We start from the raw sequence: 16,985 nt of genomic DNA on the forward strand, positions 1-16,985 counted from the left end.
TGGCAAGCGATGTTGAAAGTGAAACAAAGGGGAAAGCCTGTTGCGTCCGGTGCGCGACTGAGTCCGCCGATTAAGAAATGGAGCGACCAGGTCGAAGGCCAACCGCCACTTTTGATGCCGACGAGAGGTGTGCCCCCAGCATAACGACCGGAGTGATTGGATGTCTGCAGTTGAGACGCCGCAAACGATTTTCTTCGAGCTTGAGCGTCGACGGCTCGCGGCGGCGCGGGCGGGTGACATTGCGGCGCTGGCACAGCTTCTTCATGATGACTTCATGTTCATCCATTCCAATGGGCGGATCGATGGTCGGGACGATTATTTGCAGCTGCTCGCCAGTGGCAATCTCACATATCGTGAAATGGACGGAACAGACCACCATCTGGTGCATGCCAATGCGGATATGGGCATTGTGCGGAGCCGGGTGAGCCTGATCGCGGACTATCGGGGCACGCGCATCACCGTCACCGCGCTGGTTGTCGCCGTCTGGATTTTCACAGTTTCGCAATGGCGTGCCGTGACCACACAATCGACCACGATCCCCTAGATGTGCACGGCACGATCGAAGGCCGCGAGCACCGATTCATGCATCATCTCGCTAAGGGTCGGATGCGGAAAGACCGTGCCGATCAATTCACGCTCGGTCGTCTCCAGCGTCTTTCCAATAGTATAACCCTGAATCAGCTCGGTCACTTCGGCGCCGATCATATGCGCGCCCAGCAATTCGCCGGTTCCAGCATCGAATATCGTTTTGATGAACCCTTCAGCCTCGCCGAGCGCGATCGCCTTGCCGTTACCTATGAAGGGAAATTTGCCCACCTGGATGTTATGGCCAGCCTCTCTCGCCTTCGCCTCGGTCAGTCCGACCGAAGCGATTTGGGGACGGCAGTAAGTGCAGCCCGGAATGGCGAGAGGATCGATTTCGTGCGGATGGACGTCGGCGTTGCCAAGCGTCTGCGCAATGGCTTCTGCCGCGATCACGCCTTCATGGCTCGCCTTGTGCGCCAGCCAGGGCGGCGCGGTGATATCGCCGATCGCCCAGACGCCCGGGACGTTCGTGCGACACAGGCCGTCTGTCCTGATGTGGGAGCGCTCATCACACTCGATACCCACATCTTCCAATCCGATATCCTCGACATTGGGCACGATGCCGATGGCGACTATGACATGGCTATAATCCTGAACCGCCTCGTTACCCTGTCGGTCCCTGATCGTAGCCTTGACGCCGGCGCTGCCAACTTCGATCTCGCTGACCCCCGCGCCGGTCATGATCGTCATGCCTTGCCTGACGAGGGACTTCTCGAGAAAGGCGGAGATTTCGGCATCCTCGACTGGCACCACGCGGTCCATCATCTCGACGACCGTCACCTCGGCGCCCATATCGTTGTAGAAGCTCGCGAATTCTATGCCAATCGCGCCTGAACCGACAACGAGAAGCCGGCTCGGCATTTCCGATGGAAGCATTGCATGGCGATAGGTCCAGATGCGGTTGCCGTCCGCCTTGGCGAAAGGCAGTTCGCATGCCCGGGCTCCGGTGGCGACGATGATATGCCTGGCCGTCAATTGTTCGGTTTTGCCATCCTTCGTGACGCTCAATTTTCCGTCGCCAAGCAGCTTGCCATCACCCATATGAACCGTGATCTTGTTCTTCTTCATCAGGTGGCCGACGCCCTGATTGAGTTGCCCTGCGACGCTGCGCGAACGCTTGACCACAGCCTCGATATCGGCGCTGACATTTTCAGCTGCGAGACCATAATCCTCGGCATGCTGCATATAATGATAGATTTCGGCGGAGCGCAGCAGCGCCTTGGTCGGAATACACCCCCAATTGAGGCAGACTCCGCCCAGCTTCTCTCGCTCGACGATGGCGGTTTTCAAGCCGAGCTGCGCGGCGCGGATGGCCGCGACATAACCACCGGGCCCGGAGCCGAGGACGATCAGGTCGTAAATGTCAGCCATTACACCAGTATCCGCACCGGATTTTCAACCAGGTCCCGGAAAGCCGCCATGAATTGGGCGGCCGTCGCTCCATCGATCGCCCGATGATCGAAGCTCGCAGTCGCCGCCATGATCGTCGCAAACCCGATTTCGTCATCGACCCTCCAGGGCTGTTCGATTCCTGACCCGATGCCCAAGATAAGTGCCTGGGGCGGGTTGATGACGGGGAACATTTCATCGATGCCGAACATGCCGAGGTTGGAAATGCTGGCGGTCCCCCCCTGATAGTCTTCGGGCACCAGCTTGCCGGCACGCGCCTTTTCGGCAAGGGACTTGCTCAGAGTCGCGATAGCTGACAGCGACAGACCTCCTGCATCGCGGATGACCGGTGTGATCAGTCCGCCCTCGACTGCCACCGCCATCGAAATGTCCGCGCGATCGAAGCGGTAAAGCTGCTCTCCGCCGAACTGAACATTGACATCGGGAACCTCTGTCATGGCGAGCGCAAGGGCCTTGATGAGGATGTCATTGACCGACAGCTTTACGCCGCGCGATGCCAGCCCCTCGTTCAATTCGCCGCGCTGTTTCAGCAATGCGTCAAGGCGGCAGCGGGCGGTCAGATAGAAATGCGGGACGTTCTGCTTGGATTCGGTCAGACGCCGCGCAATAGTCTTGCGCATTGAGGAAAGCTTGACCGCCTCATGCGGCACGTCGGCGGGCGGATCATAAATAGGCGCAGTGTTTGCCGATGGGGGGGATGCTGGAGCCATGACCGCCGCCGCCGGTGTCGCCAGTCCCAGGTCAGCCTTGATAATGCGGCCATTTGAGCCGCTGCCCTTGATCTCGGCCAGGGAGATGCCCTCGGCAGCCGCGATGCGCTTTGCCAGCGGAGACGCCTTGATAGCCTCGTCGATGACGATGGGCGCGGGCGCGATGGAATTCTTCTCCGGAGCCGAAATAGGGGTGGGCGCCGCGATCGGAGCGGCGGGCACGGGCTTCGCCGCCGCTGCCGGAGCGGGGCTTAGCGAATCGGTTCGCTCAGCGGACGCATCGACAGTCTCACCTTCTTCGGCGAGGCGAGCTATGACGGTGCCGACCGCGACGTCGTCGGTGCCCTCTGCCACCAGAAGCTCGGCAACGGTGCCTTCATCGATAGCTTCGAATTCCATCGTCGCCTTGTCGGTTTCGATCTCGGCGATCAGGTCGCCGGAGCGGATGCTGTCGCCCTTCTTGACCAGCCATTTGGCCAGTGTCCCTTTTTCCATGGTGGGGGAAAGCGCGGGCATTTTAAGGTCAATGGTCATGTCAGTTTCCCAGAAACAGTTCGGCGGCGGCATCGATGATGGCGTCCGTATCCAGCCGGTAGGTTTGATAGAGATCGGGCAGATCGCCTGTCTGGCCGAACCGGTCCGTGCCAAGCGGACTGACCCGCATGCCTTGCACTCCACCCAGCCAGGACAGGGCGCCCGGCGAGCCATCCAGCACCGTCACCAGGCCGGCGGAGGGCGAAAGACGCGAAAGCAGCGTTTCGACATGGCATGGCGCCGCCCGCTTGCCCTCCCACCGGGCGGCACGGCGCGCCGACCAGCCGCGATGGAGCAGATCGGGAGACGTGACGTTCAGCAGCCCCAGCCCGGGAATGTCTTCTGCCACAATCTCATAGGCAGCGAGCGCCTCAGGCGCGACCGCTCCAGTAAAGGCAATGGCTGCTTCCGCCCCCTGCGCCGGTTCGCGCAGCCAATAACCGCCCTTGAGGGCGTCGGCTTCCCATGCATTATCGGACCGTCCGATCTGCGAAATGGATCGGGTGGTGAGCCGCAAATAGACCGATGCGCCATCAGGGGCCTGTATATGACGAAAGGCGTGACCCATCATCAATGCCACTTCGTCGGCATAGGCCGGTTCATAATAATCGAGGTTGGGCTGACCCATGCCGATCAGCGGCGTGTTGATCGACTGATGTGCGCCGCCCTCCGCCGCCAGCGTGAGTCCAGAAGGCGTCCCGACCAGCAGGAAGCGCGAGTCCATATAGCAGCCATAGTTCAGTGCATCGAGACCGCGCGCGATAAATGGATCATAGACCGTACCGATCGGAATCAGGCGCGTTCCGAAATGAGGTGCAGCCAGGCCCAGCGCCGCCAGCATCAGGAAGAAGTTGTTTTCGGCGATCCCCAGTTCGATATGCTGGCCCGCTTGATGCCCCGCCCATTTCTGGGCCGACGGGATTTTCGCTTTCTGGAACACATCGACCAGTTCCTGCCGCCGGAACAGTCCGCGTTGGTTGACGAATGCGCCCAGATTGGTGGTCTGGGTCACGTCGGGCGCGGTCGTGACGATATGATCGGCAATCTGCTCGCCCGATTTCGCGAGATCGAGCAGGATGCGGCCGAAAGCGGCTTGGGTGGACTGTTCGGCTCCATCGGGAACCGGCAGGTGGTCGGGCGTCACGATTGCGGGAACGGTCGGTTCCTGCTTGCGCCGTGCAAGCGGCGAATCCTCGACGAAGGCCTTAAGCCGAGCCGCCATATTTTCGCCCAGGCCGCCCCACGGCTCCCATTCCGCGCCCGCGGCGATGCCCAGCGTTTCCCGCAAACCTTCGATCTGCGTGCCGTTCATCATGCCGGAATGATTGTCTTTATGTCCGGCAAGCGGAAGGCCGTGGCCCTTTACCGTGTATGCGATGAAGATCGTCGGCCGATCGTCCTGCGCGCTGTCGAACGCGTCCATCAGCGTTTCGACGCAATGTCCGCCCAAATTGGTCATCAGGTCCGCAAGCGCCGCGTCGTCGAAGCTGTCGATCAGCTTGCGCACGCCCGCCTTGTCGCCGATATCGGCGAGCAACCGGTCGCGCCACGCCGACCCGCCCTGATAAGTTAGCGCGGCAAATTCCGCATTGGGGCAATTGTCGATCCATTCCTGCAGCGCCTTGCCGCCGGGGCGTTTGAAAGCGGCCAGCTGCCGCTTGCCATATTTGAGACTCAGCACGCGCCAGCCGCAGGTGGCGAATATATCGTCGAACCGGTTGAACATGCGGTCGGCCGTCGTATGATCGAGCGATTGGCGGTTATAATCAACGATCCACCAACAATTGCGGATATCGTGCTTGTAGCCTTCGATCAGGCACTCATAGATATTGCCTTCATCCAGTTCGGCATCGCCCATCAGCGCGATCATCCGTCCGCCGTCCTGCTCGGCCAGCTGGCCATGGGCGATCAGATAATCCTGCACCAAGCTACTGAAGGCTGTGACTGCCACACCCAGCCCGACCGATCCGGTCGAGAAATCGACGGGAATGCTGTCCTTGGTCCGCGACGGATAGCTCTGCACCCCACCTAGGCCGCGAAAGCGCTGCAGCTTGTCGAGGCTCTGGTTGCCCAGAAGATAATGGATTGCATGTAGAACCGGACCGGCATGAGGCTTGACCGCCACCTTGTCGTTGGGGCGCAAGCCGTAAAAATAGAGTGCCGCCATGATAGCCGTCATCGAAGAGCAGCTCGCCTGATGGCCGCCGACCTTCAATCCGTCACGCTTGGGCCGGATGTTGTTGGCGTTGTGGATCGTCCAGGACGAAAGCCAGCGCAAACGGGTATCCAGCGCCTCGATCGCGCTGACGATGTTCTGCCGACCTTCGTCGTGCGTTTCCAATTTTTTTGTAGCCATGATGCATCCCTCACTCGAATGCACCATATACACCATATGGTCAGGATTGGAATTGCGTTCTGGATGTGCACGCGGTACTGATTTGGTGAAATATGCCAATCCAAGGAGAGGAAAGGGCAGAATATGCCAAATCAGCATCTGGATCTCATGGACAGACGCATCTTGATAGAATTGCAGGCCAACGGCCGGGCGACCAATCACGAGATATCGGAGCGCGTCGGGCTTTCCCCCAGTCCCTGCTTGCGGCGGATCAAGGCGCTGGAAAAGCAGGGCGCCATTCAGCGCTATGTCGCCTTAGTGGATCCAGAGGTGCTGGGTCTGTCGGTTTCGGCGTTCGTGCGCGTCAGGCTGAGCGGTCAGGACGACCGGCATCTGGCTGAATTCGAGAATGCGGTCGCGGAGTTTCCGGAAGTCATGGAATGTTACCTGATGTCGGGCGAGGCGGATTACCAATTGCGCGTGCTGGTGTCATCGCTGGGAAATTTCGAGGATTTTCTACGCCATAAGCTGACGCGTATATCCGGTGTGTCGCAAGTCACGTCCAGTTTTGCGCTACGGCCGATTGTCTATCGCACCGCTCTGCCGATTGCGTCCTGAGACAGTGAGGCGGGCAGGGCATTCATCCATAAGTGCCTATGTGTTAGTCATGGAACGTCCACGACAGCGCGAACGGTGGGCACGCCCAAGCGGCAGCGTCAACCTCATGTTGCATTTTCCAGAACGGTCAGAGACAAGGACGGCTATGAATATTGACCATCATGCAAAGATCGCTCATCAGGTCGAGGATCCATCCGGATATTTAGGCGACGAGGTCCGCCAAGTTTCGGCCGATGCTTCCCCCAAAAGAAAGGTCCGAAAGGCGAAGACCTCGGACCACCCTGTCACAGCAAAGAAGCGAGCCCCCCAAAAACGGGCGATCGAGGCCCGCAAACGGATATTGAAAGCCGCACTGGATTGTTTCGGGGCCTATGGTTTCGAAGGAACTTCTACACGTACGGTCGCCCAGCGCGCGGGCGTGACACATACACTCGTCCTTTATTATTTCAATTCGAAGGACGACCTATGGCTTGCGATGATGGAAGATGCCTTGGGCACCTACAGCGCGGTGTTGGCGGAGAATCTTGATGACCGCTCTGGCAAATCGGCAGCGGAGCGCCTGGGAGTCTTTATTGAACAGTTCGTGCGGCTTTCTGCGGATATGCCGCAAATCCATAGAATAATGACGATGGAAGGGAATCAGGATACCGACCGCCTTGAATGGGTGATAAATCGCTATCTTCGGGACCATTTTAGCAGGGTAAAGGATCTTATCAAAAAAGGGCAAGAAGAAGGCTCTGTTAGGGATTGCGATGCCTCCAGGCTTTATTATTTCATAATTGGCGCCGGTGGAACGCCTTTTACGCTGTCCACAGAGTATGGGGCGATAACCGGGCGTGATGTATTCTCTGAGCCGGAGATACTAAGAAACATCGCGTTTCTATATGAGCTGGTGTTTATTTGATACCGTTGATTGCAAGTTCAATCTGCGTGTTCTGCATTTAGCCGAGTGCCCTTGACATTGCTCTCGCGCTGACCGTTTCACGGCCGCTGCAGGGCCAGCGCGTCGTTGATTAGGCCGAGGCGACAGCAGGGATTGCCCCAGCCGGAAATCCCTCCGGCTTGGCGCTGATGCCCGCTTCGGGATGAGGCGGGGTCCCACCGTTCGGGTTTGTCACATTCTCGGCTCTTGCCAACGAGAAGCGGTGCGCCGGAGCCGAAGATGGTCTGTCGCCCGCATGGCGCGGGTCGTGATGCCACTTGAATCTCGCTTCCCAATTCGCTGTGAAGGCGAGGTTAGCTGTCTCAATCACGCGTGGGAATCGACGACGTTCGGAACCCGATGTGCGAGGTACTGACATGCGCCTCCTGAACGGTTCTTCCGAGGGGCGAAAAGTTTGCGCAAAAATTTAGCGAGCATAAAAACGAACCGCCGCGGATGACGGACCCGTCAGATCCTGGGAAGGTCGTTAGTTCCCAGACATTGCCGATCATATCGTGCAAACCGTATCCGTTTGGCGGGAAACAACCTACGGGCGCGATGCCAAGAAATCCATCGGAAGCGAGGTTTTCATAGGGAAACGCCCCTTGCCAGATATTGGCAATCGACGCACCATTCTTACCATAGGCCCACGCGATTGCGCGCTGTTTGTCGTCCCTTCCTCCGGCAGCCGCATATTCCCACATGGCTTCTGTGGGGAGCGTCCTGCCCGCCCAACGAGCGAAGGCCTGTGCATCGATAATAGTAACATGCACGACGGGTTCATTCGGGTTCGCAGCGGGACGTCGAGGACCTTCGGGATATTTCCAGTTGGCTCCCTGAATTAAGGCCCACCATTTCCCAGAATCGCGGCCGCTTGCGGATGGCATGAACACCGCAGACTCACCGACGCGCTCGGCTTCCGTGCGATAGCCGGTCGCAGCCACGAACCGGGCGAATTGTCGCACGGTGACCTCTTCCCGGTCGATGTCGAACGATATGCCGCGGGCCTTCGTGTCGCCCCCTGCCAGCGAAGGCCCAGGCATATGAATGGCGACGACCAACGGATCTGTAACGCACTGCGCCCGTTGCACCGGGGAGGCGGGCGGCGCCGCCGAAAGCAACGCCGCCCAAATCCCCGCCAAGCCAGCCGATACCGCAGTGCGTGACCTGATCATCGCGCGGTCCCGTCCTGCGCCCCTGCCTCAGGCAGAACGACACCGTTGCGTGCCGCATAGTCTTCCCACAATGCTATCAGACGCTTGAGATCGTCTGGCCGCTCACTGGCGAGATCGCGGGTTTCGCCCGGGTCGGTTGCGAGATCATATAATTCCCAGCGTGTGGTAGAGAGCGGTTTCACCTGTCCCAGTATCGGAATGAGCGTTGGCTGGAAGATCGCCTTCATATTGCCCTGCCGAATGGCGCGGCGAAAGAAAAGCTCCCATCCCTGCGCGTCCGTGGCCGTGCGCAAGCCTGCGACCTCTCCCTTCAGGAGGTTGCTCCAGGAACGTCCTTCAGGTGCCAATACCGCCCTGCCGGCGATGGTCGGGGACGTCTGCGTGCCCGAAATGTCCAATATGGTAGGTACGACGTCGGTGACATGCAGGAAGGCGCTGGACAGCATGCCGCGTTCGACGCCCGGGCCCGCAACGATCGCGGGCGAATGGATGCCACCTTCGCTCATGTCCTCCTTCGTGCCGCGATAGGGGGTCGACCCAACCTGCGCCCACATCGGGCCGTAGGTGGCGAAAGATGTCGCGCTACCCAGATTGTCGAGACTGTTATCCAAGGGCGCGGCGATGGGTTCCAGAGGCGCGGCCGGATTGATCGGTCGATCGAAGCGCAGACCCTCCGGCCCATTGTCGGACATGAAGATCACCAAGGTATTTTCAAGTCGTCCCTGCGAGCGCAGAAGTTCAAGGACGCGGCCGACATTCTGATCGAGCCGGTCTACCATCGCGGCATAAATGGCCATCTTTCGCGCCAGGATTTCCCGTTCCGAAGGCGTCGCATTATCCCATTCGCTCGTTTCGATCGGGAAAGGGGTGACGTGCGGGCCGATAATTCCGAGCTTCGACATCCGTTCGAGGCGTTCTGCCTGAAGCGCCGCGGGTCCGGCGTCATAGCGGCTTTTGTATTTCGCGATGATGTCCGGCGGCGCCTGCAAGGGCCAATGCGGAGCGGTGAACGCCAGATAGGCAAAGAAAGGCTTCGCCTTTTCCGTTTTCTGCAGAAGACCCAGCATTTGTTCAGTAAAATAGTCGGAAGAATAGGCTCCCGTGGGAAAGGCGACAGCCTTGCCGTCACGCTGATAGTCTGGAGCCGCCGACGCCGTGCGATATGCTTCGGACTGATCGGCGCCGAAGTGGTTTGCGGCACCCTGCAAAAGCGCAAAAGAGTGCGCGAATCCGCGATCGGCGGGCGTTTGACCGTGCGCCTGGCCAAGATGCCACTTGCCCGACATCAGCGTTTGATAACCCACGGCGCTCAATCGCTCCGCCAATGTCGCTGCCCGGCTGGAGACATATCCTTCATAGCCATCGGCGCCGCGCTGCGCAGGCGTCAGCAATTCCGCCATGGTTCCAAGCCCGATACGATGATGATCCGACCCGGTCAACAGCATGGCCCGGGTAGGAGAGCAGGCCGATGTCGTGTGAAAGCCGGTAAAACGCACGCCTCTGCGCGCTAGGGCATCAAGATTGGGTGTCTCGATCTCCCCGCCGAATGCGCCCAGATCGGAATAGCCCATATCGTCCGCGACGATCAGCAGCACGTTGGGGCGTGTGTCGGGCTCGCTGCGCGCGGAAGCACTTCCTGGTGCCAAAGCTATCAAAAGCCACGCCGCGCTTAGCGCTGTGGACGTTCGGCGGATAAACCTCATTATGCTGCTCCTACATCTTCCACGAAAGCTGAAAGCCGATCGACCGGGTGGGATCTTCGAGCACCTGGAACGTGCCCGGTGAACTGCCGACCGGTTGGCGGTAACTGCCGGTTCGGCGGTTGGTCAGATTCTTGCCGACGACAGCGAGGTCCCAATGCCGGTCCTTCGGACCCAGGCCGATGCGGGCGTCGATCTTCATTGCTCGACTGGCTGAGATAGGGATCCGCGGGCGGCTGCTGGAAGTAGCTGGAGGTGAAGTAGATGTTGGCGTCCAGCCTCGCATAGATATCGCTACTTACTGGCTGTTCGAGCGAGGCGCCGATATTGCCTGACCATTTGGGAGCGAAAGCGCGGCGCTTGCCGGACAGGTCCTGCGTGCAGACCGGCGCCGCCAGCGATTGGAGACCTGTGCAAGGTGCGTCGTGGTAATTCCGGTAGCGCGCATCCAGCCAGGCCAGGTCAGCCGTTAAGGTAACGCCATCCGCGACCCGCAAGACCGATCCGAACTCGATACCTTTCGAGCGTGAATCCGCGATATTCCCGACGATCTGCCGTGACGCGCCCGTAGAAGTGAGTATGGTCGTCGTTTCCTGGAGATTCTGATAATCACTCAGAAACGCCGCGAGGTTAAGCGTAAGCCTTCGATCGAAAAAGCTCGATTTCAGGCCGACTTCATATGCGTCGACAGTCTCTGGATCAAAGATAGATTTGCTTACGAAGGCAGAAAATCCACCTGCCTTGAAGCCTTTGGTATAAGTCGCATAGGCCATTATATCCGGTGCGAGGTCATATTGGAGGCCGATGGTCGGCATCAGCTTGTCGTCGGTCCTGCGGGTCCTCGCAAATTCGCCGATATCGACCGCGAGAGCGTCCATCAAAATTGTCTGAACGGACGAGGGGGCGGCACTGAAGTTGTCGGGACCGGGAACCGATTCGGCGGTTCCGGCTTCGGCAAGGCGGTGCGCCGTCTTGCGGACGGTTGAATAACGCAGCCCCAAATTGATCCGCAACGCCTCGAAAGGACGGATCGTCGCCGATGCGAACGCGGACAAGGTCCTGGCTTTTTCGCTATTGATGACGTGCGACGCCACAGGTGTCGTGGCCGTATAGACGCCGGTGGCGGCCGCGCCGAGGGGAGCGAAGTAGCTGCCGAGATACGATTCGATGCCGAGCTTGCTGTGAGCGAAATAGCCGCCGATCAAATATTCGAGCGTTCCGCCGGTCGGTGACTGGATACGCAGCTCCTGGCTGAACTGGTGATAATTTTCCTGGAAGCGGGCGGCAGCGCCCTGCGTTGTGCCTACAACGCTGCCTCCCATGGCGGTAGGTACGGGCATAACGTCGTTCAACAGGTCATAGTCATGGTCGAAATAGCCGGTGGTCAGGACAAGATTGTGGGACCCGATCCCGATGGTCGTGCTTTGCGCGGCTTCAAGGTAGTTATAGTTGAAGAATGAAGGATTTGCGGCCGATATACCATTGATACGATCATCGACCTCCCCGCCCGATGCGGCGAGGTAACGCGCGCAGGCGCCGCGCGCCGGGCCGAATGCGGCATCGGGCGGGCAATTCAGCATCTCCGTCGAGAAGATACCGTCATTGCGCATGCGCCCCAGATCCAGGCGGGCATTTGTTTTCACTACGTCGCTCGGTTCCCATGTCAGCGAGACGCGCCCGATCGCCTCTCTGTTATGAGGACCGGTTTCATCGAGATTTACATTTTTTATGTAGCCGTCCATGCCGCTGGCGCGCCCGGCAACTCGCAGTCAAAGGGTGTCGGTGATCGGGCCGGATACTCCGGCTTCGAGTGTATATTCATGCGTCGCGGGCGCATAAAATGCGCTGGCGTTGGCCTGCGGGCTATTCGACGGCTTGCGCGTCGTGATGTTGAGAGCGCCTGCAATGGCGTTGTTGCCAAAGAATGTGGTTTGGGGCCCCTTAAGCACCTCAACCTGCTCGATATCGAACAGTGCCGCGCGCGAAGCACGCGAACGGGCGCGATAGACGCCGTCGACAAAGGTGGCGACCGATTGTTCGAAACCCAGATTGAGCGATGATCCGATGCCGCGAATATTTATAAAGTCGGAGACGGGTGCCGAGGAAATGCGGACATTGGGCGTCCGGATCGCCACGCCTTCGAGGTTCGTGATATTCGCCCGCTCGAGCGTCGCACCTGTTGCGACAGAAACCGAAACGGGGACATCCTGGAGCCGCTGACTGCGCCGCTGGGCCGTAACGACGATCTCGCCATCTGATGCGGACGCGGGCTGAACCTCGCGCTCGCTATTTGCGGGCGCCATCTGGGCAAAAGCGGCCGTGCTCAGTGCCAGGATCGATGAGAGACTTGAGAGACAGGCTCCCGCGAGATATTTCATGACTTCTCCCCTATTGTTGCCTTTATTTCGAACGGAAATGCCGACATGCGGCGCCCCTGTCTCGGATTCCAACGAACTCTGGATGAGCGTTGAGCGAACAGGACGGTTCAACGCCGGGAGGGACGTCGATTTGATAGCTCGCTACGTAGATAGCGGAGATGCACACCCCGAACGCGCTTAGCTATGGCGCAACCGGAACTGGGACGGCGTCATCCCATAACGCATTCGGAAAGCCCGGCCAAACTGGCTGAGATCATTGAAGCCCGCGTCGAAGGCGAGCTGGGCGATGTTGCCGCGATGGGCGTTTCGGCTCAAAGTCGCGGCAATCGATTCGAGACGACGATCACGGATATAGATGCCGGGGGTCGTGCCTGCCGATGCGAATAATTGCTGCAGGTAACGTTCCGATATACCCAAAGACGCAGCAACGCTTGCGGTTTTCAATTCCGGCTCCCGAAAACGCCGGGCGATTTCCTCCTTGGCTTTTTCAAGAATTCTGCCGGACGAACTGGAATACCCGATCTCTTTTTCAAGCGCCAGCGCCGCCAGATTGAGCAGGGTGTCACCCAGCAGCGCGCCATCACTCTCGCTTGCGTTCCGCCAGATCGAATCCAGAAGCGCGGCGAACATCGCACCTGCTCCCGAGCAGAGCGACACAGGTCTGCCGATGGATGCTTCGACATCCAGCGCACGCGACTGGAATTCGGATCTGTTGAAACACAGACACACGATTTCCTTGTCGGCCGGGCTATCCAGGTGGAAAGCCATCGACAGATCGACAAGCATCAATTGACCCGCGTTTATGTGAACGGACCGATCGTCCACTTTGCCGACACTCTCCATGGAACGCTGGGCGATGAGGGTGCATTTATCAAGATGATCGCGAAAGGGACGCACGGACATTCTCGCGGCGTCGCCGGCAGAGGCCGCGATTTGAATCGATCCGAGACTGAGCGAGCGGAGCGATGCAAGATAATCTTTTTCGGCGTCCACCGTACAGGATGTAAAGGCCTGACAAGCCCGCTCGTTCCACGCCTCAAGTCTGCGATCAGCCTGGATACGCCGTGTTGAAAAATGATGCGCCAGCATTTGGCCTCCAAACGGATATGAGATAGAGCACTGCCAATGAAGGATTGACCAACGACTGCGTTGAAGCATCCAATAGCGCGCCCCCCCTCGATCGCGATCAGTCCGACTGGACTAGCAGGATGGCGCTGGCTTTAGATAGGGCATCGCCTTCACGCTCGTTCCAACGAGACTCCATCTCACAACAAGCGACTTATTTTATAGAAATGCACCATCTGGTCAATCCAGTCATTCAAGGACGGTCTTTCCCTTCCATACGTGCGAAGTAGGGGGCAAATAGTGAGAATCAAAACCGGCAAAGGCATGTTTATAGAAAATTGGTCGCAACGCACAGTTTGCAGTGAGGTCGGTGGCGTGCTGAGTGAGGTGGCAACGGACGCCCGGTTTATCGCACCCTGCGCCGCGCTCGGCGAATCCAGCGGGACTGCTCCGGGCTGCGGTTTGCAGGAAGTATATTGACCGAATGGTTCAGTATGCCTAAATCTGACCGGAGCGCTGGCGCTACAGGATAAGTGCGTTTGTGGAGAGAGCCAATGGGTAGTCTTGGGAAGGTTGTGCCGCCGTCAAAGCTGGCGCATTTTGTGGTCCGCACAAGCCGTTATAAGGAGGTGGTGGATTGGTATAAGACCGCCCTGGATGCAAAGGGCGCATTCGAAAGCGAGCAACTGAGCTTTCTCAGCTATGACGATGAGCACCATCGGGTGGCTATTCTGCACATTCCCGGATTGAGGGATCAGACGGAAGGCCTAGCCGGCGTCCATCACATCGCCTTCACCTATGCGTCGCTGAAGGATCTGCTGGAAAATTACGAACGGCTGAAAGTGCTTGGCATAACGCCGGTCTATGTCATCAATCATGGTCCCACGACGTCGCTCTACTATGCCGATCCAGATGGCAATCAGCTCGAATTCCAGGTCGAGAATTTCGACACCGTCGAGGAGTCGGGAAAATTCTTCTTCACTCCCCAATTCGCGGAAAATCCTATCGGCGTCGAGTTCGATCCCGAGGATCTTCTGCGCCGACTGCGCGCTGGCGAACCGGAGGCTGATCTGAAACGGCGCCCTGATATCGGGTCTCGCGGCCTATCCGACGTAAAGCTGAGGTGACAGGATGATGAATGCGGTTTCGAGCGATATTCGCCATGCAGTCACGGATGGCATTCACCTCTTTTTCGACCTGGTTGATCATGGGCAGGCTTCGAGGACTGCGACGCTTTTTACTGCCGACGCTTCCCTGACCTTCGGCCCGGGTTCTCCTAATCCAGGCACCATTACGGGCGAGGCGATTGCGACGGCAATGGCTGCGCGGGAGAAGCAGGCAAGCGCCTTTACCCGGCACGTCGTCAGTAACATCATGTTCGATGCGGAAAATGCGAAGGGTGTCAGTGTCCGCTATCTGCTTGTGCTGTTCCGGTCCGATGATGATTCCAGGGACAGCAAACCCGCCTTCGTAGCGGATGTCCGGGAGCGTTGGTCGCAGCGGGAAGGCTCATGGAAGATCGCGGAGAGGATCGTGAATCCCGCATTCATCCGGGCTCAGTTCTGAAAAGCCGACGAAGATGGTCCCGATTCGGTTTTCAGCATGCTGGTAGCCCGACCCGGCAATGGGCACACAGGGGGCATAAGCTATCCGGCCGCCAGATTCATGTTGGGTCAAGCGGAGCTGCCGCCGAAAGAACCATTTCATCGCCGGATAATCGTGCCGGCAGATGCGAAGATTTAGGGAAGGATGCGCTATATGGCGAGCAATAAGGTCATTATCAGTTGTGCGATCACGGGGTCCATCCATACCCCGTCCATGTCGCCGCATCTTCCGGTGACGCCCGCTGAAATCGCGGAGAGCGCATTGGGCGCTGCCGATGCGGGGGCGGCGATCGTCCACCTTCACGCGCGCGATCCGCAAAACGGCAAGCCGGTGCACACACCCGAGGATTTCGAACCTTTCCTGAAGGTGATCAAGCAAAGTTCCAACGTGGTCGTGAACCTCACCACCGGCGCATCACCCTATATGCCGGTGGAATACCGCGTGAAGCCCGCCGAAGTGTGGAAGCCCGAAGTTGCCAGCCTCAACATGGGCTCGATGAATTTCGGTCTTTTCCCCATGCTGAAGCGCTACAAGGACTTCAAATATGAGTGGGAACCGGAGATGCTGGAGGGTTCCCACGACCTCGTTTTCCGCAACAGCTTCAACGATATTCGCTACGCGCTGGAGACCCTGAACGCGACCGGCACGCGTTACGAATTCGAGTGCTACGACACCAGTCATCTCTATAATCTCCATTATTTCTGGAAGGAAGGCTTGGTCAAGGCGCCACTCTTTATCCAGACCTGCTTCGGGTTGCTGGGCGGTATCGGTGCGCATTCCGAAGACGTGATGCATATGAAGCGAACGGCGGACCGCCTGTTCGGTGACGATTACAGATGGTCGGTTCTTGCCGCGGGCGCAAACCAGATGCGCGTGGCCGCGATGGCGGCGTCCATGGGCGGCCACGTCCGCGTGGGATTGGAAGATTCGCTCTGGCTTGGTCATGGTGAGCTGGCCGAAACCAATGCGGCGCAGGTAAGCAAGGTGCGCCAGATTATAGAAGGCCTGGGACTGGAGATTGCAACGCCGGACGACGCGCGCGAAATCCTCGAGTTGAAGGGCGGAGACAAGGTAAGTTTCTGACCTTGGCCGCACAATCATCGCCCTGCGATCAGACAAGAGGCGGATAAGGCTCAATAGGGCGGCGCGCCTTTTGCAACATGCCGGGCTGAACGAAAATTCGCGGAGCTTTCGTGTCAAGAGTTTCAGCGCGGGTATTGACATTTGACGCTATTTATACTGACCTAGTGGTCAGATTGAAATCGCTCTGAATATGATTCGGGCGAGCAAAAAAGGAGGGGCATTGTTATGAGAGCTTTCACACTTTTGATGGGCGTGTCGATCATGGCATTGTCCTCGCCCGCATTGGCTCAGACCGAGTCAGAATCCAGCGGCGGCCTTGCCTTGGATGAAATCGTCGTCACGGCGCAGAAGCGCGCTGAAAATGTCCAGGAAGTTCCAATTGCGATCGCCGCTGTCAGCGGAGAGGAGCTGACGTGACCCCGAGCTTTCCTCCAGCTGGGATTAGAGTCGAGCCGTCTTTTTGCGCATGAGCGCGGTTGAAGCAATGGCCTGCGTAGCGGAGCCCGTAGGGCGTAGCGAAGCAGGCCATTGCTTATTCAGTTCGGCGGCGAATGCCGCCGGGGTTGCGTAGCCAAGAGCGGAGTGCGGTCTCTCCCGGTTGTAATCTTCCACCCAGGCGGCGATCTCGACGCGGGCATGCGCCAGGCTGAGGAACAGCGTCTCGTTTAGCAGTTCATCGCGCATCCGGCCGTTGAAGCTTTCGCAGAAGCCGTTCTGCATCGGCTTGCCCGGCGCGATGTAATGCCATTCTACGCCCATCTCCCCGCACCATGCCAGCACCGCATTGCTGGTCAGTTCGGTGCCATAGCACATTGGGAAGCTGCCTCTCGAAGGCAGCGCTCGCCTTGATGGAGACAAGGGCGCG

At 58.7% G+C, this 16,985-nt stretch carries 15 protein-coding genes and 1 pseudogene; 7 read left to right on the forward strand and 9 right to left on the reverse strand.

What is annotated here, in order from left to right; genetic code table 11:
- The first annotated feature begins 160 nt into the window (after positions 1-160).
- Positions 161-544, forward strand: coding sequence for a nuclear transport factor 2 family protein (locus KFK14_RS07185; RefSeq protein ID WP_212610398.1), 384 nt, complete (start codon positions 161-163; stop codon positions 542-544).
- Here the strand turns inward: KFK14_RS07185 and lpdA are convergent.
- From lpdA to KFK14_RS07200, 3 genes are read right to left on the reverse strand one after another with little or no spacing between them, the layout of a single operon-like run.
- Positions 541-1,956 carry a dihydrolipoyl dehydrogenase gene (gene lpdA / locus KFK14_RS07190; protein WP_212610399.1) on the reverse strand — a complete coding sequence of 472 codons (1,416 nt, stop codon included), beginning with the start codon at positions 1,954-1,956 and terminating at the stop codon, positions 541-543. The two genes, KFK14_RS07185 and lpdA, sit on opposite strands and share 4 nt — an antisense overlap.
- Positions 1,956-3,239 carry a pyruvate dehydrogenase complex dihydrolipoamide acetyltransferase gene (locus tag KFK14_RS07195; RefSeq protein ID WP_212610400.1) on the reverse strand — a complete coding sequence of 428 codons (1,284 nt, stop codon included), beginning with the start codon at positions 3,237-3,239 and terminating at the stop codon, positions 1,956-1,958. The genes lpdA and KFK14_RS07195 overlap by 1 nt, the downstream gene beginning before the upstream one ends.
- 1 nt (position 3,240) lies before the next feature.
- Positions 3,241-5,595: a transketolase gene (locus KFK14_RS07200; RefSeq protein WP_212610401.1), complete on the reverse strand. Its 2,355-nt coding sequence runs from the start codon at positions 5,593-5,595 to the stop codon at positions 3,241-3,243.
- Positions 5,596-5,742: 147 nt separating this feature from the next.
- Between KFK14_RS07200 and KFK14_RS07205 the strand changes: the two genes are divergently transcribed.
- Positions 5,743-6,192: an Lrp/AsnC family transcriptional regulator gene (locus KFK14_RS07205; protein WP_246524950.1), complete on the forward strand. Its 450-nt coding sequence runs from the start codon at positions 5,743-5,745 to the stop codon at positions 6,190-6,192.
- 145 nt (positions 6,193-6,337) lie between these two features.
- Entirely contained in the window at positions 6,338-7,096 is a 759-nt protein-coding gene (locus KFK14_RS07210) for a TetR/AcrR family transcriptional regulator (RefSeq protein ID WP_212610403.1), read from the forward strand.
- A gap of 341 nt (positions 7,097-7,437) precedes the next feature.
- Here the strand turns inward: KFK14_RS07210 and KFK14_RS07215 are convergent, their stop codons facing one another.
- The 5 genes from KFK14_RS07215 to KFK14_RS07230 form a co-directional block, all read right to left on the reverse strand.
- Positions 7,438-8,289, reverse strand: a complete 852-nt coding sequence (locus KFK14_RS07215; protein WP_212610404.1) for an SUMF1/EgtB/PvdO family nonheme iron enzyme — start codon at positions 8,287-8,289, stop codon at positions 7,438-7,440.
- Positions 8,286-9,992 carry an arylsulfatase gene (locus KFK14_RS07220; RefSeq protein WP_212610405.1) on the reverse strand — a complete coding sequence of 569 codons (1,707 nt, stop codon included), beginning with the start codon at positions 9,990-9,992 and terminating at the stop codon, positions 8,286-8,288. The genes KFK14_RS07215 and KFK14_RS07220 overlap by 4 nt, the downstream gene beginning before the upstream one ends.
- Positions 9,992-11,731, reverse strand: a complete 1,740-nt coding sequence (locus KFK14_RS07225) for a TonB-dependent receptor (RefSeq protein WP_246524952.1) — start codon at positions 11,729-11,731, stop codon at positions 9,992-9,994. Before KFK14_RS07225 ends, KFK14_RS07220 begins: the two co-directional genes overlap by 1 nt.
- Positions 11,732-11,758: 27 nt before the next feature.
- The gene (locus tag KFK14_RS24010; protein WP_246524953.1) at positions 11,759-12,478 is read right to left on the reverse strand and encodes a TonB-dependent receptor plug domain-containing protein; all 720 of its coding nucleotides are present in this window, start codon (positions 12,476-12,478) and stop codon (positions 11,759-11,761) included.
- A 66-nt stretch (positions 12,479-12,544) separates the two neighbouring features.
- A complete protein-coding gene (locus KFK14_RS07230; protein ID WP_212610406.1) occupies positions 12,545-13,456 on the reverse strand; it encodes a helix-turn-helix domain-containing protein in 912 nt (303 codons plus the stop codon).
- A gap of 530 nt (positions 13,457-13,986) precedes the next feature.
- On the opposite strand from KFK14_RS07230, the gene KFK14_RS07235 reads away from it, so the two are divergent.
- The 4 genes from KFK14_RS07235 (at position 13,987) to KFK14_RS07250 (ending at position 16,537) form a co-directional block, all read left to right on the forward strand.
- Positions 13,987-14,559, forward strand: a complete 573-nt coding sequence (locus KFK14_RS07235) for a VOC family protein (protein ID WP_212610407.1) — start codon at positions 13,987-13,989, stop codon at positions 14,557-14,559.
- A 4-nt stretch (positions 14,560-14,563) separates the two neighbouring features.
- Complete coding sequence (locus KFK14_RS07240; protein WP_212610408.1) at positions 14,564-14,998, forward strand: nuclear transport factor 2 family protein; 435 nt, start codon at positions 14,564-14,566, stop codon at positions 14,996-14,998.
- Between the two features lie 192 nt (positions 14,999-15,190).
- Entirely contained in the window at positions 15,191-16,120 is a 930-nt protein-coding gene (gene kce / locus KFK14_RS07245) for a 3,5-dioxohexanoate:acetyl-CoA acetone transferase (RefSeq protein WP_212610409.1), read from the forward strand.
- Positions 16,121-16,366: 246 nt separating this feature from the next.
- Positions 16,367-16,537 (forward strand): hypothetical protein, encoded by a 171-nt coding sequence (locus KFK14_RS07250; RefSeq protein WP_212610410.1) that lies wholly within the window; start codon positions 16,367-16,369, stop codon positions 16,535-16,537.
- 24 nt (positions 16,538-16,561) lie between these two features.
- Here the strand turns inward: KFK14_RS07250 and KFK14_RS07255 are convergent.
- A pseudogene (locus KFK14_RS07255) lies at positions 16,562-16,924 on the reverse strand (integrase core domain-containing protein); the annotation flags it as partial.
- Between the last annotated feature and the right edge of the window lie 61 nt (positions 16,925-16,985).

The organism is Sphingobium phenoxybenzoativorans (genome assembly GCF_018286635.1).
GTDB classification, from domain to species: Bacteria; Pseudomonadota; Alphaproteobacteria; order Sphingomonadales; family Sphingomonadaceae; genus Sphingobium; species Sphingobium phenoxybenzoativorans.

Excerpts from the sequence above, each read along its gene's own strand:
- KFK14_RS07185 (WP_212610398.1), top strand. The coding sequence starts at position 161 with ATGTCTGCAGTTGAGACGCCGCAAACGATTTTCTTCGAGCTTGAGCGT.
- lpdA (WP_212610399.1), bottom strand. The coding sequence starts at position 1,956 with ATGGCTGACATTTACGACCTGATCGTCCTCGGCTCCGGGCCCGGTGGT.
- KFK14_RS07195 (WP_212610400.1), bottom strand. The coding sequence starts at position 3,239 with ATGACCATTGACCTTAAAATGCCCGCGCTTTCCCCCACCATGGAAAAA.
- KFK14_RS07200 (WP_212610401.1), bottom strand. The coding sequence starts at position 5,595 with ATGGCTACAAAAAAATTGGAAACGCACGACGAAGGTCGGCAGAACATC.
- KFK14_RS07205 (WP_246524950.1), top strand. The coding sequence starts at position 5,743 with ATGGACAGACGCATCTTGATAGAATTGCAGGCCAACGGCCGGGCGACC.
- KFK14_RS07210 (WP_212610403.1), top strand. The coding sequence starts at position 6,338 with ATGAATATTGACCATCATGCAAAGATCGCTCATCAGGTCGAGGATCCA.
- KFK14_RS07215 (WP_212610404.1), bottom strand. The coding sequence starts at position 8,289 with ATGATCAGGTCACGCACTGCGGTATCGGCTGGCTTGGCGGGGATTTGG.
- KFK14_RS07220 (WP_212610405.1), bottom strand. The coding sequence starts at position 9,992 with ATGAGGTTTATCCGCCGAACGTCCACAGCGCTAAGCGCGGCGTGGCTT.
- KFK14_RS07225 (WP_246524952.1), bottom strand. The coding sequence starts at position 11,731 with ATGGACGGCTACATAAAAAATGTAAATCTCGATGAAACCGGTCCTCAT.
- KFK14_RS07230 (WP_212610406.1), bottom strand. The coding sequence starts at position 13,456 with ATGCTGGCGCATCATTTTTCAACACGGCGTATCCAGGCTGATCGCAGA.
- KFK14_RS07235 (WP_212610407.1), top strand. The coding sequence starts at position 13,987 with ATGGGTAGTCTTGGGAAGGTTGTGCCGCCGTCAAAGCTGGCGCATTTT.
- KFK14_RS07240 (WP_212610408.1), top strand. The coding sequence starts at position 14,564 with ATGATGAATGCGGTTTCGAGCGATATTCGCCATGCAGTCACGGATGGC.
- kce (WP_212610409.1), top strand. The coding sequence starts at position 15,191 with ATGGCGAGCAATAAGGTCATTATCAGTTGTGCGATCACGGGGTCCATC.
- KFK14_RS07250 (WP_212610410.1), top strand. The coding sequence starts at position 16,367 with ATGGGCGTGTCGATCATGGCATTGTCCTCGCCCGCATTGGCTCAGACC.